Source organism: Neisseria dentiae, assembly GCF_014055005.1.
Lineage (GTDB): Bacteria > Pseudomonadota > Gammaproteobacteria > Burkholderiales > Neisseriaceae > Neisseria > Neisseria dentiae.
Genome location: NZ_CP059570.1, coordinates 20,874 through 37,118 on the forward strand (window position 1 = coordinate 20,874; position 16,245 = coordinate 37,118).

Genomic DNA, 16,245 nt, shown 5'->3' on the forward strand with positions numbered 1-16,245 from the left:
CGGGGATTATAACAAGCGGCAGGGGTTAGCGGAACGCGGGGCGGGTTAAGGCACGAGGAAAGCTGTGTAAAGTTGGGCGGTGTTTTCAGACGGCCTTAGGGTCTGTCGACATTCAAGTTTTCAGTGTATCCTATCCTCATGACCAGATATATTCTGACCGATGCACAGTGGGCAAAAATTGAGCCTTTATGCCAAGGAAAAGTTGGCGATGCCGGCCGAACCGCTGTCGATAACCGATTATTTATAGAAGCCATACTATGGATTATCCGTACCGGCAGTCCTTGGCGCGATCTGCCCGAAGAGTTCGGTAATTGGAAAAGTATCCACAAACGCTACCGCAGATGGGTCTTGGCCGACCGTTTTCATGATATTTTTGAAGAACTGAACCGTGATCTCGATATGGAGTATGTCATGATTGACGGCACAATTGTCAAAATTCACCGCCACGGTCAGGGTGCAAAAGGGGGACTCTAAATCAGGCCATCGGCCAATCCAAAGGCGGGATGACGACCAAGATTTTGGCTATGGTGGATGCTTTGGGGAACCTGATTGACTTCAAACTGATGCCTGGTCAGCGCAATGACATTTGCGGCGTAGAACCGCTGATTAAAGAAAAGGAATTTGATGCTTTATTGGCGGATAAAGCCTTTGATGCCGACTGGCTGGTCGAAGAGTTGACCGAAAGGGGGAGTAAGGTGGTTATTCCGCCGCGTAACAACCGCAAATTGCAGCGGGAACACGACAAGATGATGTATTGCTGGCGACATTTGATTGAGAACTTTTTTGCAAACTCAAAGAATTCAAAAAGATTGCGATGCGCGCAGAAAAAACCGACCAATCTTTTGCTGCCAATATTTACCTTGCTGCTGCCGTATTGAAATTAAGGTAAACTTGAATGTCGACAGACCCTAGGGCATTTTTGCAAGGTTTCAGGCCGTCTGAAAGGGCGCTATTTTTGGCAGTGGCCGCAGTAAAACGTGCCGCGCTGCCCCAGCGTTTCTTTCAAAATCAAACGGCCGCATTGCGGGCAGGGCTGGTTGTGCCGGCCGTAAACCGTGTATTCCTGCTGGAAATAACCGCTTTTGCCTTCGCTGTCAACGAAGTCGCGCAGGGTGCTGCCGCCCGCAGCGATCGCGCGTTGCAGCACCGAGCGTATGGCTTCCGCCAGCTTCGCGCATTCTTTCCTGCTGACTTTGCAGGCGGGGCGTTTGGGCGAAATGCCCGCTTTAAACAGGCTTTCGTTGGCGTAGATATTGCCCACGCCCACCACCACCGCATTATCCATCAGCGAGAGCTTCACGGCGCGTTTCTGCGTGCGCAGCCTGCCGTAGAGATAGGCGGCGTCGAATGCGTCGCCCAACGGTTCGGGGCCGAGCGCGGCCAACAGCGGATGGTGTTCGGCGGCGCCCGCAAACCACAGCATCATGCCGAAGCGGCGCGGGTCGTGGTAGCGCAGCACCGTGCCGTTGGCAAAAACGATGTCGAGATGGTCGTGCTTGCCCGCTTCGGCGGCCTGCGTGCCGTTTGCCGTAAAAATCCGCAGGCTGCCCGACATACCCAGATGCACCAGCAGCAGGCCGGTAGGAAAATGAATCAGCAGATATTTGGCCCGGCGTGTGCAGCTTTGCACCGTTTGCCCGCTCAGAATTTCCGCCAAACCGGGCGTAACGGGAAAACGCAGCTTGGGTTGGCGCACCGCCACCGATGCAACGGTTTGGCCGTTTATATGGGGCGCGATGCCGCGCAGGGTGGTTTCGACTTCGGGCAGTTCGGGCATAAAGCGCTTTCGTGTCGGGTGAATATTGGTGTGATTCGGTTATCCGGCGGTGTGGCCGCTTTCAGACGGCCTGAAGCCTTTGCGGGTTATTCCGGCATCTTAAAAATCTGCGTCATGCTCGGGCTTACCCCGAGCATCTTATTGTTTTTAGAGAAAATAACAGATACCCGGGTCAAGCCCGGGTATGAAGAAACATAAATAAATTCGGGATTAAAACGTATTTTTGCAAAGGCTTCGATCTGAGATTATTTCCACACCAAGAGTGCATGGTTGCGTTTGCCGCGGCGCACGATGGTGTATTTGCCGAAACGCTTGTGTGCATCGGTTAACAAATAAGCATCATCGGGTTTTTCCGCCGCGTGGTCGGGGTTGTTTTTCTCGGCTGCTTGGCCGTTTAAGAACACCGCATTGCTGCCCACGAAACCGCGCGCTTCTTTGTTGGACGAAGCCAGTTGCGCCGTTACCAGCGCTTCCACCACGTTCAGACGGCCTGACACCTGAAACGCAGGCAAACCGTCGAGCGCGAGTTGTTCAAAGTCGGCTTCGGTGAGCTTGCTTTGGTCTTCGGCAAACAGGCTTTCGGTGATGCGCTGCGCCGCTTGCAAGGCTTCTTCGCCGTGAATCAGGCGCGTCATTTCTTCGGCCAGAATGCGTTGCGCTTCGGGTTTGGTGCCGCTCTCTTTGTCTTTCGCTTCGATTTCGTCAATCTGTTCGACGGTTAAGAATGTGAAGTATTTCAAGAATTTATACACATCGGCATCGGCCACTTTCAGCCAGAACTGGTAAAACTGATACGGCGAGGTTTTCTTCGCGTTCAGCCATACCGCGCCGCCTTCGGTTTTGCCGAATTTGGTGCCGTCGGATTTCGTTACCAGCGGCAGGGTCAGGCCGAACACTTGTTTCTGGTGCAGACGGCGCGTGGTTTCGATGCCCCAAGTGATGTTGCCCCATTGGTCGGAACCGCCGATTTGCAGGGTAACGCCATGACGTTTGTTCAACTCGGCAAAATCATAGCCTTGCAGCAGGGCATAGGAAAACTCGGTAAAGGAAATGCCCACATCGTCGCGTTCGATGCGCTGTTTTACCGATTCTTTCGCCAGCATGGCGTTCACGGAGAAATGCTTGCCGATGTCGCGCAGGAAATCCAAGCAGCCCATGCCGCCGAACCAATCGGCATTGTTGGCCATAATCGCGGCGTTGTCGCCTTCGAAACTCAAAAACGGTTTGAGTTGGTTGCGAATGCTTTCCACCCAGCCCGCCACCGTTTCCGCCGTATTCAAGCTGCGCTCAACGGCTTTGAAACTCGGATCGCCGATCATACCCGTTGCCCCGCCCACCAGTGCAACTGGCGTATGCCCCGCCAGTTGGAAGCGGCGCAAGGCCAACACGGGCAGCAGATGGCCGATGTGCAGGCTGTCGGCGGTGGGGTCGAAACCGCAGTAGAGCGCGATTTTCTGTTCGTTGAGCAAAGCGTCTAAGGCTTCGAGGTCGGTGGTTTGCGCGATTAAGCCGCGCGATTGGAGGTCTTGGATAATGGAGGTCATGTTGTTTCCGTGGTGTTATGTAGGCTGGGCTTTAGCCCAGCAAATCATTAATAACAGTTATTGCCGAGCTAAAGCCCGTCTTACTTAAATTTTTCGGTATTAATCCGTATAAATATCCGCATCGGGGTTGCCGCCCCAATCTTGCGGATAAACTCTCTGTTGTATACACCGCTGAAATGTCGAATAAGGCCAATCTTTTACAGCATCAACACAGCCGTGTTTGACAGGATTGTAATGAATATAATCCATATGGTTGGCGAAATCCTGCTGATTTCGGATGGTGTGTTCCCAATAGCGCCGCTGCCAAATACCGCGCTCCCGTTTTGCCAAACGGCTGTTGCTCACAAATTCATCATTAGGCAACCGTCGGGAAAAACCAGCTTTCAAGTTGGCAACTATCGGTGCGCAATCCGATTGGTTTTCCGGTAGGGTAATTAACATATGAACATGGTCGGGCAAGACTGCAACAGCGTGTGTTTCGAACCGATAACGCATACGGGCATCACGATATGCCTGCCTGAAGGCGTTAATGTGTTTCACCAATAAATGACTGCTGCGGTCTTCCAAAACCAACGTCAGAAAAAAGCAGCCGCCTGCTGCGCGGTTGCGAAGATAAGTACGCATTTTCAGACGGCCTTGTAATGTGTTTGGTTATGTTTGTGTTATGATTGAGGTTGTCGTAATCGCCGTAGGCCGGGCTTTAGCCGGCAATGACTGATATACACTATGGTTGTGCTGGGCTAAAGCCCAGCCTACTGCGACTAAAGCCCAACCCACTAAAAATAACTAGATAACTAGAATTTAAATAAAAGTGCTGTTTCTTCTGATTCCTTATACATAGAAGTATATTTAACTTTTAGGATAATTTTTTCTTGGAGTGCAAGAGACTCTAGATAGCAAGTCGGAGGAAGATCAGTTGATTTACTGAGTACAATTAAAGGAACGTCGTCAGCGCCTGCACGAATTGCCATTTTTTCTTTTAGAGCACCAAAAGCAAAACAACTATACGTTAATCCTGTTTCTTTCGTAATCTTTTGCCAATCTGAACTTCTTAAGTCAGGATAGCGTTTGCCATTAATCGAAATCTCTGTAATCAACGCAGGCCCCAATCCTTCATTTGAAAGATAAAGTCCATCTTTGTTATTGCCAACAGCAATGGCATAGAAATTTAAATATGGTTTAACACTATTTCGATTATGCTCTCGACTTAAGTCGACTTGCTTAATCAGATAAATAAGCGTAAGGGCGGAGACTACTAAAGACAACAGTGAAAACCAAAAAGTAGATGGTTTGCCTTTAAGGTAATTCCAAAAATACATTTTATTCAAACAAACTTCCTATTTTCAGATGGCCTGATGATTACAGCAGGCCATCTGAAAGTCATTTACACATTAAACAGGAAGTGCATCACATCGCCGTCCTGCACCACATATTCCTTGCCTTCCACGCGCATTTTGCCCGCTTCTTTGGCTTTGGCTTCGCCGCCGAGCGCCACGAAGTCATCATAAGCAATCACTTGCGCGCGGATAAAGCCGCGTTCGAAGTCGGTGTGAATAACGCCTGCGGCTTGCGGGGCGGTGTCGCCCTTACGGATTGTCCATGCACGGACTTCTTTCACGCCGGCGGTGAAATAGGTTTGCAGGCCGAGCAGGTCGTAGCCGGCGCGGATTAAGCGGTTGAGTCCGGGTTCTTCCAAGCCCATTTCGGCAAGGAATTCGGCTTTTTCGTCGTCTTCGAGTTCGGCGATTTCGCTTTCCATCGCGGCGCACACGGCGACGACGGGCGCGTTTTCTTTGGCGGCCAGTTCTTTCAGGCGGTCGAGGTGCGGGTTGTTTTCAAAGCCGTCTTCGGCGACGTTGCCCACATACATGGCGGGCTTGGCGGTGAGCAGGAACAGGGGGCGCAACATGGCGCGTTCTTCGGCGTCGAGACCGAATGAGCGCACGGGCTTGCCTTCGTCCAGATGCGGCAGCAGTTTTTTGCACAAATCCACCAGTTTCTGCGCGTCTTTGTCGCCGCTGCGGGCGCGTTTTTCTTCGCGGACGATGGCTTTTTCCACACTGGCCAAGTCGGCCAAAGCCAATTCTGTGCCGATGGTTTCGATGTCGGCAATCGGGTCGACGCGGCCGGAAACGTGCACGATATTGTCGTCGTCAAAGCAGCGCACCACGTTCACGATGGCGTCGGTTTCGCGGATGTTGGCGAGAAACTGGTTGCCCAAGCCTTCGCCTTTGCTGGCGCCGGCCACCAAGCCTGCGATGTCGACGAATTCGACGATGGCGGGCTGCATTTTCTGCGGGTTGACGATTTTCGCCAGCGCGGCCATGCGCGGGTCGGGCACTTCGACGATGCCGACGTTGGGTTCGATGGTGCAGAAGGGGTAGTTGGCCGCTTCGATGCCCGATTGGGTCAGCGCGTTGAACAGGGTGGATTTGCCGACGTTGGGCAGGCCGACGATGCCGCATTTTAAGCTCATGGGTATTCCTGAAATAGGTGAAATTTAACGCGCGATTGTAGCATATTTCAGACGGCCTTTGGCGGTGCGAAGGCCGTCTGAAAAGGGCGGCGGAATCCGAAGAAAGTTGGTTGCCGTCATACTCGGGTTTGACTCGGGTATCTTTTTATCCCAACGGAAATGACAGATACTCGGGTCAAGCCCGAGTATGACGGGATATTTAATGATGCAGATATTTTGTGATGACGCAGATGTTTTTAGCAACCGATGCCGTCTGAAAGCGTTTTTCAGACGGCATCGAACACCATCAGGCGTGTTTATTTAAACAGCACGATCAACACCAGCGCCACCGCGATTACGGCCAGCCACAGGCTTTGCCGTTGCTGGATTTTCACCAGATGCAGATAGGCGTCGCGCATTTCCTGCTGGCGGGTTTCATCGACCAGCGCGTTGATTTTGCGCGGCAGTGCGGGCAGGATTTGCGCCCAGTCGGGCGCTTCGTTTTTCAGTTGCCGGATAAATGCTTTGGGGCCGACCTGCTCGCTCATCCATTTGGTTAAAAACGGTTTGGCGGTGTCCCACAAATCCAAATCGGGATCGAGCTGGCGGCCCAAACCTTCGATATTGAGCAGGGTTTTCTGCAACAACACGAGCTGCGGCTGGATTTCCACGTTGAAGCGGCGGCTCACTTCAAACAGGCGCATCAGCACCAGGCCGAACGATATTTGCGACAGCGGCTTGTTGAAAATCGGTTCGCACACCGAGCGCACCGCGGCTTCCAGCTCTTCGGCACGGGTGTCGGGCGGCACCCAGCCCGATTCGATGTGGGCGGTGGCCACGCGGTGGTAGTCGCGGTTAAAAAAGGCGAGGAAATTGATTGCCAGATAGCGTTTGTCGTAATCGGTGAGGCTGCCGACGATGCCGAAATCGAGCGCGATGTAGCGGCCGTCGTCGGCCACCAAAATATTGCCGGGGTGCATATCGGCATGGAAAAAGCCGAAACGGAACACTTGGGTAAAGAAGATTTCCACGCCGTAGCGGGCCAGTTGCTGCAAGTCGATGCCTTTGGCCTTCATGGCGGCGATGTCGGCCACCGGCGTGCCGTCCATCCATTCGATGGTGAGCACGTCGCGGCTGCAATAGTCGTAATACACCTTGGGAATAATCAGCATGGTGCTGTTTTGGAAGTTGCGGCCGAGCTGGCTGGCGTTGGCCGCTTCGCGCATCAGATCGAGTTCGTCGTGCAGGTATTTGTCGAATTCGGCCACCACTTCGCGCGGCTTTAAGCGCTTGCCGTCGGCAAACAGCCGCTCCACCCAGCCCGCGCCGAAGCGCAGCAGCGCCAAATCCTGCTCGATTACCGGCACCAAATTGGGGCGCAGCACTTTCACCGCCACCTCTTCGCCGCTGTGCAAACGGGCTTTGTGCACCTGCGCAATCGAGGCGCTGGCCACCGGCACGGTTTCAAATTCGGCATACAGCGCCTCAATCGGCTGCCCCAGCGAGGCTTCGATCTGGCGGCGCGACAATTCGGCATCAAACGGCGGCACGCGGTCTTGCAGTTTGGCGAGTTCCTGCGCGTAATCATGCGGAATCAGGTCGGGGCGGGTGGAGAGCACCTGCCCGAATTTCACGAATATCGGCCCCAAATGCTCCAAAGCCTCGCGCAGGCGCACCGGCATGGGTTGGTTTTGCGCATCGGGCGATTGCGGCAGTTTCTGCAACAGCGAGCGCAGCCAGCTTTGGCGCACCCGGCCGGCAACCAGATCGGTGAGGCCGTAGCGGTAAACGGTTTGGGTGATGGTTTTGGTGCGTTTAAGCCATTTCATAGCGGGCCGGGGCGGGTGGAAAAAGATGGATTATAAAGCAGGAACGCGGCGGGGTTCCAAATATGTGGGCGGCCTGCTTTTTCAGACGGCATGAGGTCTTTGCAAAAATACGTTTCCGTACTGAATTCATTTATGCTTCGTCAAGCCCGAGCATGACGCAAGTGTTTTAAGATATCGAAAAGAATTTTGCAAAGGTCTCGGCATGAGATCTTTGCAAGTTGTTGAGGCCGTCTGAAATGCCTATTCTTCATCATTAGCTTCGCAAGCCCGCTGCGCGGGAATGACGGGACTTAAACATTTCAGACGGCCTTTAAGGTATTTTTTCAAAGGTCTCGGCATCTTTATTAGATTGGATTCACAGTTCCAAAACGCTCAAACCGGGCAGGTCGGCGAAGCTGCGTTCGCGCACAATCTGGCAGAAGTTTTCCAGATAGGTTTTGCCGGCGTCTTCCGCGCGCATGGCGGCGTAAAGCTCGCTTTGCAGGCCGTTGGGGGTAATCTGGCGCGAAATCACATAGCCTTTTTCGAGATAGGGCATCACCGTCCAATAGGGCAGGGCGGCGATGCCGCGGCGGCTGGCCACAAGCTGGATGATGGCGATGGTTAGTTCGCTGTGGCGGCGCGGCGGGTTGATACCTTTGGGCAGCAGCACTTTGCGCAAAAGGTCGAGCATATCGTCGGGCACGGGATAGGTGATCAGCGTTTCGCCGGCAAAGTCTTCGGCTTCCCACACGGCTTTGGCGGCCAGCGGGTGGTCTTTGGCGCAGATGCCGACCATGCCGTAGGCAAACAGGGGCTGGTAGGCGATGCCCGCCTGCGGGGCGGCTTCGGAAACGATGGCCAAATCGGCGCGGTGTTGCAGCAGCAGCCCCACCGGGTCGGCCTGGAAGCCGGAAACGATGTCCAGCTCCACCTGCGGCCACAGCGGGCGGAATTCGCCCATGGCGGGCATCAGCCAGTCGAAGCAGGTGTGGCATTCCACCGCCAGCCGCAGTTCGCCCGCTTCGCCTTCGATAATCTGCGCCATGTCGCGTTCGGCGGCGGCCACCTGCGGCAGCAGGTCGCGCGCCAGTTGCAGCAGCCGCTCGCCGGCCGGCGTGAAGCGCAGCGGTGTGGATTTGCGCTCGAACAGCGGCGTTTCATAGTAGTTTTCCAATGCGCGGATTTGGTGCGACAGGGCGGATTGCGTGAGGAACACGCGCTTGGCGGCCAACGAAACGCTGCCGGTTTCTTCAAGTGCCAGCAGGGTTTTGAGGTGGCGCAGTTCGATAATGGATTCCATAATGTTTCAGACGGCCTGTGCGGTAACGGACCGGCGTATATTAAAATAATTCATATGGCGGCGCAAACGGGCAGCGGCTGCGTTCAGACGGCCTTGCATATGAAAAATACCATAGCAAATCAACTTAATAAAAAGTACACGCATCATACTCGGGTCAAGCCCGGGTAGGACGGAACGGCTGTTAAGCAAGTGGTTTTGCCATATCGTTGCTGAGCCTGCCGTGCCGCCTGATGGCAAAAATAAGTTTTTCCGCTATACAATAACGCCTTCAAACATCTTTGAGCGGCCGTTGCAGGCCGTCTGAAAACCATCGTGAACGCTGCAAACCACAACCAACTGCTGGCCCGCTTTGCGCTGCCCGCCATTGAAGAAGCGGGCGGCTGGAGCGTGTATCTGGTGTTGTGCCGCAACGGTTCGCTCTATTGCGGCATCAGCAACCGCCCGCAGGCGCGGTTTGCGGCGCACGCATCGGGCAGGGGCGCAAAATATATGCGCATCCACAAGCCCGTGGCGATGCGGCTGGTGTGCGCCGGCGTGGCGCATGGCGAAGCCGCACAGCTGGAGGTGCGGGTGAAAAAACTCGCCGCCGGGCGCAAACGCGAATTGTGGGCGCTGCTGCCGGATTTTCAGACGGCCTGAGTTATAATCAACCGTTATCAATAAGGAATCATCAGATGAGCGCGAACGCACAGCACAACGTCGATAGCGGCGAAATCGAAAAATTCAGCCTGCTCGCCCACAAATGGTGGGACAAAACGGGTGAATTCAAACCCCTGCACGACATCAACCCCCTGCGATTGGGCTATATCGACGCCATCGGCCAACTGGCGGGCAAAACTGTGCTCGATGTGGGCTGCGGCGGCGGCATTTTGTCGGAAAGCATGGCCAAACTCGGCGCCGCGCAGGTAACCGGCATCGATATGGCCGAAAAATCGTTGCGGGCGGCGGAAGCCCATGCGCAGGAGCAGGGCGTGGGCAATGTCGGCTACCGCTGCGTGCGCGTGGAGGATTTGGCCGAAGAGCGGCCGCACAGTTTCGATGTGGTAACCTGCATGGAAATGATGGAACACGTTCCCGACCCCGCCGCCATCGTTGCCGCCTGCGCCAAGTTGGTGAAACCCGAGGGCACGGTGTTTTTTTCCACCATCAACCGCAACCCCAAATCGTATGTGCACGCCATTCTCGGAGCGGAATACATTTTGGGCCTGGTACCGCGCGGCACGCACGACTGGCAGAAGTTCATCACCCCCGCCGAGCTGGCGCGCATGTGCCGCCGTGCGGGCTTGGATGTTGTGGACACCAAAGGCATGGGCTACAACCTGCTCACCAAAGTTTACAGCCTCAACGGCAACACCGATGTCAACTATATGGTGGCCTGCAAACCGGCATTCCAGGCCGTCTGAAAACAAAAACAGGCCGTATCAACGGCCTGTTTTTTATAGCGCGGATTATTTTTTAATCACGCGGGTGTAAACCGCCAGAATCACCACGGCGGCGATGGTGGAGGCAATCCAACCGGCAGGCTGGCCCACTTCATACCAACCTGCGGCCTGTCCGACCCAACCCGCCAGCAGCGAGCCGCCGATGCCCAGCAGCGTGGTCATGATAAAGCCCAAGTTGTCTTTGCCCGGGTGCAGCACTTTTGCCAGCACGCCCACAACAAAGCCCACAATGATGGTTACTAACCAGCCCATAACATTCCTTTCGTATTATCCGGTTAAATCGGTTAAAGCGTTTTCGGTACGGCGGTGAATATGCCGTCTGAAAAACACCATTCCGCCAACATCATACACAGCACAACTGTCTTGCCGCGCCGGCGCTTGCATTTCTTTTCATAACTATAAAAGATTTTGAATATGCGGCGGGGGTTTGGTGTAGGAATACAACAAAATAAGGCATTTCGGCTATAATAAGGCCGAACACCTGCCAAACCGCCTTTGGGCGGTTTGTTTGTTTGGCAAGCCGCCAACCCGATAAAAGAGAGAAGATTATGCCCCGCACCCCGACCGAGCTCGGCGACCGGCAAATGGCCGTTTTACTGGCCTTGCTGGTGGCGTTGATGCCGTTTTCGATAGACGCCTACCTGCCCGCGATACCTTCGATGGCGCAAAGCCTGGGGGCGGATATCCACCGCATCGAGCAGAGCTTGAGCACGTTTCTGTTCGGCGTGGCGGCGGGGCAGATTGTGGGCGGATCGCTTTCCGACATCAAAGGCCGCCGCATCATCGCTTTGACAGGGCTGTTGGTGTATATCGCCAGCGTGGCGGGGCTGACGGCGATTCAGACGGCCGAACAATTATTGCTGTTGCGGCTGATACAGGCGTTCGGCGCGGGCATGACGGTTGTGGTGGTGGGCGCGATTGTGCGCGATAACTATGAAGGCCGCCAAGCTGCGCAAATGTTCGCCTTAATCGGCATTATTATGATGGCCGCGCCGCTGGTGGCGCCGATGTTGGGCGCGGTGTTGGAAAGCATAGGCGGCTGGCGCGCGATTTTTGTGTTTTTGGGCACGTATGCCGCCGTGGTTTGGGGTTTGCTCTTTCTGTTTTTGGCCAAACCCGCGCGCACCGAGCCGATAGACCGCCGTATTTTCAGCGTGGTGGCCGGCCGTTACAAACGGGTGCTCGCCACCACACCCGCGCTGGGGTATCTGTTTTTTCAGGCGTTCAGTTTTTCGTCGATGTTTGCGTTTCTAACCGAATCGTCGTTTGTGTATATGAAGCTCTACGGCATTTCCGCCCATGCCTATGCGTGGGTGTTCGGCATGAACATCATCACCATGGCCACTTTCAACCGCATCACCGCATGGCGTTTGAAAAGATGCACCCATGCGCAGGATATCCTCCAATGGGGGATTATTATCCAGCTTGCGGCCAACGCGCTGATGTTTGCCTCGGTGCTGCTGCTCGGCCTGCCGCCGATGTGGTGGCTGGTGGGCTGCGTGATGCTGTCGGTGGGCACGCAGGGCTTGATTACCGCCAACACGCAAGCCTGCTTTATGGCGTATTTCCGCGAAGAAGGCGGCAGCGCTAACGCTGTGTTGGGCGTGTGCCAGTCGGTTATCGGTGCGCTGATGGGTATGCTCACCACCTGGCTGCACAACGGCACGGCGGCGGTGATGTCGGGCATGATGCTGTTGTCGACGGCAGTCGGCATTGCCCTGCTGTGGCTGTGTTCGCGTGAAGCTTGGGTGCAAAACAAAGGCAGCGAAATGAAATAAAACATGAGGCCGTCTGAAACGGGAAATGTTTTCAGACGGCCTGAGACCTTTGCAGATTAATGTTAAAATCAGCTTTTTCTATAATCATTCAGCCGCAACGGAATCATTATGTCTGCCGACGACCAACTCTTGCCGCACCGCAACGCCATCGACGAAATCGACGCCACCATTCTGCGCCTCTTGAACGAGCGTGCAGGGCACGCCCGCGCCATCGGCGAACTGAAAGGCACCGGCACGGTTTACCGCCCCGAGCGCGAAGCCGCCGTGTTGCGCCGCATACAGGGCTTAAACGCCGGCCCGCTGCCCGACGAAGCCGTGGCACGGCTGTTTCGCGAAATCATGAGCGAATGCCTGGCGGTGGAGCGTCCGCTCACCATCACCTATCTCGGCCCCGCCGGCACGTTTACCCAACAGGCCGCCGTTAAGCATTTCGGCCACGCCGCGCAAACCCAGGCCTGCACCACTATCGACGAAAGTTTCCGTTTGGTGGAAGCCCGCCAAGCCGATTATGTGGTTACGCCGGTGGAAAACTCCACCGAAGGCAGCGTCGGCCGCGCGCTCGACCTGCTCTCCGTTACCCCGCTGCAAGCCTGCGGCGAAGTGGTATTGCGCATACACCACCACCTGCTGCGCAAAAACAGCAGCAACACGCAGGGCATCACCAAAGTTTACGCCCACGCCCAAGCGCTAGCCCAATGCCACGAATGGCTGGGGCGCAACCTGCCCGAAGCCGTGCGGATTTCCGTGTCGAGCAACGCCGAAGCAGCCCGTTTGGCGGCCGAATCCGGCGACGAATCGGTGGCCGCCATCGCCGGCCAAACCGCCGCCGAACTCTACCGCTTAACCAAGGTGGCCGACAGCATCGAAGACGAACCCAACAACACCACCCGTTTTTTGGTGTTGGGCCACCAAGCCACCACGCCCACAGGGCGGGACAAAACCTCGCTGGTGGTTTCCACGCCCAATAAAGCCGGCGCCGTCAGCGCCCTGCTCAAACCGTTTACCGAATTGGGTATTTCGATGACCAAGTTCGAAAGCCGCCCCAGCCGTTCGGGTTTATGGGACTACCTGTTTTTCATCGATATCGAAGGCCATAAAGACGATGCCAACGTGCAGGCCGCGCTTACCGCGCAGGAAGAGCGCGCTTCGTTTGTGAAAGTGATCGGTGCTTATCCGATGGCGGTGTTGTGAACAGTAGTAAAGCCGGGGTTGAGGATTTCAGATGACCTGAGCCCCTTTAATTATTGTTAATATGTGTATGGTCTATATGGTGCAGCCTCAGCTTTGCAGAATGAATTGAATTGCTCATTTTTTATAGTGAATTCAAATAAAAACTCCGAAATGAAATAACTGCATTCAAACTTGCAATTGGGCGATATGCTAAAGAATCGTTTTACCCTACTTCGGCATTCTTATTTTAATCCACTATAAATAAGGAAGCATTTACTTAAGTATTACTGCTTGTTTAGCTAAATAATTTTATAAAAAACGCCTTCCCAAAACAGGGAAGGCGTTCGGTATTTCAAATTTCGGGATTATTTGGCGGCCGATGCGGTAGAAGCTGCTTCGGCTTTCGCGCCTGCGGCGGCTTGCTCGCCCCATGATGCGGGGTATTTGTAGCCGGCGAAACGCTGTTTGGCGTAGGTTTTGAATTCGTCAGAGTTATAGGCGTCGGTTACGTCTTTCACCCATTGGCTGTCTTTGTCGGCGGTTTTCACGGCAGACCAGTTCACATAAGCGAAGCTCGGCTCTTGGAACAGGGTTTCGGTCAGCTTCATGCCGCTGCTCATGGCGTAGTTGCCGTTAACGATGGCGAAGTCAACGTCGGCGCGGCTGCGCGGCAGTTGGGCGGCTTCCAGCTCGACGATATTGATGTTTTTCAGGTTTTCGGCGATGTCGTTTTTAGACGCGGTCAACGGGTTGATGCCGTCTTTCAGCTTGATCCAGCCCAATTCGTTGAGCATCACCAGGGCGCGGGCGAAGTTGGAAGGATCGTTGGGGGCGGAAACGCTGCTGCCGTCTTTCACTTCATCCAGCGATTTGAGCTTGCCGGGGTAGAGACCCAACGGTGCGGTCGGCACTTGGAACACTTCGGTAATATCGAGCTTGTGTTCTTTTTTGAAATCGTCCAGATAGGGCTTGTGTTGGAAGATATTGATGTCCAGCTCGCCTTCGGCCAGCGCCAGATTGGGGCGCACATAGTCGGTGAATTCGATTAGCTTGACTTTATAGCCTTTTTTCTCCAACGCGGGTTGGATTTGGTCTTTCACCATATCGCCGAAATCGCCGACGGTGGTGCCGAACACGATTTCTTGTTTTTCAGCGCCGGCCGCAGCAGGTTGGGATGCAGCGGAAGCGGCTGCGGGAGCGGTTTCTTTCTGGCCGCCGCAGGCTGCCAATGCGAAAGCCAGCGCGCCGGCCGAGAAGGTTTTGAATAAAGCAGATGCTTGCATGTTGGAACTCCAAAATTAAGTCGGTTTAAAATTTAAAATAGGTTTCAGACGGCCTTTCATCTAAATAAAAGGCCGTCTGAAAGTTTATCAGCGTTTATCCAGTTTGCGTGAAATAAAGTTGCCCAAACTCTGAATCACCACCACCAATAAAACCAAAATGGCCACGATAAAAATGATAACTTCGGTTTGGTAGCGGTAATAGCCGTAGCGGATGGCCAAGTCGCCCAAGCCGCCGCCGCCGATCATGCCGGCCGCCGCGCTGTATGAAAGCAGGCCGATGGCCAGCACGGTAATGCTCGACACCATGCCTGCGCGGGCTTCGTTGAGCAGCACTTTGCGGATAACCGTCATCGGCGCGGCGCCCATGCTGATGGCGGCTTCGATCACGCCGCGCGGCACTTCGCGCAGGTTTTGTTCGACCAGGCGGGCAAAGTAAAACAGGCCGGAAACGCTCAGCACCAGCGAAGCCGCAACCGGGCCGATGGTGCTGCCGACAATGGCGCGGGTGGCGGGAATCATCGCAATCATCAGAATCACAAACGGAAACGCGCGCATCAGGTTAACCAGATTGTCCAACACCAGATTGACGGGGCGGTTGTAGTGCAGTTGGCGGTTGGCGGTAACGAACAGCAGCACGCCCAGCAGGGTGCCGAACACGGTGGCGAAGGCGGTCGACAAACCCACCATTACGAAAGTTTCCCATAAAGCCTGCACGATTTCGCCGCGCATACGGCCGATGGTTTCCAAGGCTTGCGAAAAGGTTAAGCCTGCCATGTCAGTCCTCCCGCACCAGCTCGCGCCCGATTTCGGATTGGGCGTGGATTCGGTTGTTGTTAACGCACACGGTTTCCACCAGTTTGCCCTGATGCAGCAGCGCGGCGCGGTCGCACAGGCGGCGCAGCACGCTCATCTCGTGGGTAACGATAACAATGGTTACATTAAAGCGTTTGTTGATGTCTTCCAAACATTCCAACACGCTGCGGGTGGTGGCCGGGTCGAGCGCGGAGGTAGGCTCGTCGGCCAGTATCACCTGCGGGTTGGGGGCGAGGGCGCGGGCGATGCCCACACGCTGTTTCTGGCCGCCCGAAAGCTGGGCCGGATAGTGGGCGGCACGGTTTTCCAGCCCCACGATTTCCAGACATTCCGCCACCCGAGCTTGGATTTTTTCAGACGGCCAACCGGCGATTTCCAGCGGGAACGCCACATTGCCGGCCACGGTGCGGTTGGAAAGCAGGTTAAACTGCTGGAACACCATGCCGATGTTTTGCCGCGCACGGCGCAGTTGGGCGGCGTTTAACGAAGTCAGCTCCTGCCCGGCCACCGTTACCGTGCCGGTATCGGGGCGTTCGAGCAGGTTGATCAGGCGCAGCAGTGTGGATTTTCCTGCGCCCGAATAACCCATCAGGCCGAAAATCTCGCCCGCTTCGATTTGCAGCGAGGTCGGCTCCACGGCGGTAAACCACGTTTTATCGCGGTTTTGATAGCGCTTGGAAACATTGTCCAAAGTAATCATAGTTTATCCAAAACAACAAAGCCCGATGTGTAACACAGCGGGCCGGAATGCAAACGGATGGGCTGCAAACAAAGTGCAACCTACGCTTTAGCTGTTTAACGCCCGCAAGCTGTGTCAAATCGGCGGTAAATTTAGCGCGAAATATACTGCAAACCGTTTTCAGGGTCAAGTT

Annotated in this window: 15 protein-coding genes and 1 pseudogene; 5 read left to right on the forward strand and 11 right to left on the reverse strand. The window is 54.9% G+C overall.

The annotated features are described in order from the left end of the window. Positions 1–138 precede the first annotated feature (138 nt). Positions 139–889, forward strand: a pseudogene (locus H3L92_RS00105) (IS5 family transposase). A gap of 60 nt (positions 890–949) precedes the next feature. Here H3L92_RS00105 and mutM read toward each other — a convergent pair. From mutM to H3L92_RS00140, 7 genes are all read right to left on the reverse strand, one after another. Continuing rightward, positions 950–1,777 (reverse strand): bifunctional DNA-formamidopyrimidine glycosylase/DNA-(apurinic or apyrimidinic site) lyase, encoded by an 828-nt coding sequence (gene mutM / locus H3L92_RS00110; RefSeq protein ID WP_085366141.1) that lies wholly within the window; start codon positions 1,775–1,777, stop codon positions 950–952. Positions 1,778–2,022: 245 nt separating this feature from the next. After that, positions 2,023–3,321, reverse strand: a complete 1,299-nt coding sequence (tyrS, locus tag H3L92_RS00115; protein ID WP_085366142.1) for a tyrosine--tRNA ligase — start codon at positions 3,319–3,321, stop codon at positions 2,023–2,025. A 99-nt stretch (positions 3,322–3,420) separates the two neighbouring features. Further along, entirely contained in the window at positions 3,421–3,945 is a 525-nt protein-coding gene (locus H3L92_RS00120; protein ID WP_085366143.1) for an REP-associated tyrosine transposase, read from the reverse strand. Positions 3,946–4,115: 170 nt separating this feature from the next. Beyond that, positions 4,116–4,640 carry a DUF8453 domain-containing protein gene (locus H3L92_RS00125; protein ID WP_085366144.1) on the reverse strand — a complete coding sequence of 175 codons (525 nt, stop codon included), beginning with the start codon at positions 4,638–4,640 and terminating at the stop codon, positions 4,116–4,118. 65 nt (positions 4,641–4,705) lie between these two features. Continuing rightward, complete coding sequence (gene ychF, locus H3L92_RS00130) at positions 4,706–5,797, reverse strand: redox-regulated ATPase YchF (RefSeq protein WP_085366145.1); 1,092 nt, start codon at positions 5,795–5,797, stop codon at positions 4,706–4,708. Between the two features lie 296 nt (positions 5,798–6,093). Continuing rightward, positions 6,094–7,605 (reverse strand): ubiquinone biosynthesis regulatory protein kinase UbiB, encoded by a 1,512-nt coding sequence (gene ubiB / locus H3L92_RS00135; protein WP_085366146.1) that lies wholly within the window; start codon positions 7,603–7,605, stop codon positions 6,094–6,096. A gap of 355 nt (positions 7,606–7,960) precedes the next feature. Next, the gene (locus H3L92_RS00140; protein WP_085366147.1) at positions 7,961–8,887 is read right to left on the reverse strand and encodes a LysR family transcriptional regulator; all 927 of its coding nucleotides are present in this window, start codon (positions 8,885–8,887) and stop codon (positions 7,961–7,963) included. A gap of 312 nt (positions 8,888–9,199) precedes the next feature. Here H3L92_RS00140 and H3L92_RS00145 point away from each other — a divergent pair, with 312 nt between their 5' ends. Continuing rightward, entirely contained in the window at positions 9,200–9,526 is a 327-nt protein-coding gene (locus tag H3L92_RS00145) for a GIY-YIG nuclease family protein (protein WP_372338536.1), read from the forward strand. A gap of 35 nt (positions 9,527–9,561) precedes the next feature. After that, positions 9,562–10,290: a bifunctional 2-polyprenyl-6-hydroxyphenol methylase/3-demethylubiquinol 3-O-methyltransferase UbiG gene (gene ubiG, locus H3L92_RS00150; RefSeq protein ID WP_085366148.1), complete on the forward strand. Its 729-nt coding sequence runs from the start codon at positions 9,562–9,564 to the stop codon at positions 10,288–10,290. Positions 10,291–10,335: 45 nt separating this feature from the next. On the opposite strand, the gene H3L92_RS00155 is transcribed toward ubiG, so the two are convergent. After that, positions 10,336–10,581 carry a GlsB/YeaQ/YmgE family stress response membrane protein gene (locus H3L92_RS00155; RefSeq protein WP_085366149.1) on the reverse strand — a complete coding sequence of 82 codons (246 nt, stop codon included), beginning with the start codon at positions 10,579–10,581 and terminating at the stop codon, positions 10,336–10,338. 296 nt (positions 10,582–10,877) lie between these two features. Between H3L92_RS00155 and H3L92_RS00160 the strand changes: the two genes are divergently transcribed. Together H3L92_RS00160 and pheA are read left to right on the forward strand one after the other, a co-directional pair. Then, entirely contained in the window at positions 10,878–12,107 is a 1,230-nt protein-coding gene (locus tag H3L92_RS00160; protein WP_245945446.1) for a multidrug effflux MFS transporter, read from the forward strand. A gap of 108 nt (positions 12,108–12,215) precedes the next feature. After that, entirely contained in the window at positions 12,216–13,298 is a 1,083-nt protein-coding gene (pheA, locus tag H3L92_RS00165; protein ID WP_085366150.1) for a prephenate dehydratase, read from the forward strand. A gap of 344 nt (positions 13,299–13,642) precedes the next feature. Here the strand turns inward: pheA and H3L92_RS00170 are convergent, their stop codons facing one another. The 3 genes from H3L92_RS00170 to H3L92_RS00180 form a co-directional block, all read right to left on the reverse strand. After that, a complete protein-coding gene (locus H3L92_RS00170; protein ID WP_085366151.1) occupies positions 13,643–14,560 on the reverse strand; it encodes a MetQ/NlpA family ABC transporter substrate-binding protein in 918 nt (305 codons plus the stop codon). Positions 14,561–14,647: 87 nt separating this feature from the next. Further along, entirely contained in the window at positions 14,648–15,334 is a 687-nt protein-coding gene (locus tag H3L92_RS00175; protein WP_085366152.1) for a methionine ABC transporter permease, read from the reverse strand. Position 15,335: 1 nt separating this feature from the next. Next, positions 15,336–16,073 carry a methionine ABC transporter ATP-binding protein gene (locus H3L92_RS00180; protein WP_085366153.1) on the reverse strand — a complete coding sequence of 246 codons (738 nt, stop codon included), beginning with the start codon at positions 16,071–16,073 and terminating at the stop codon, positions 15,336–15,338. Positions 16,074–16,245 lie beyond the last annotated feature (172 nt).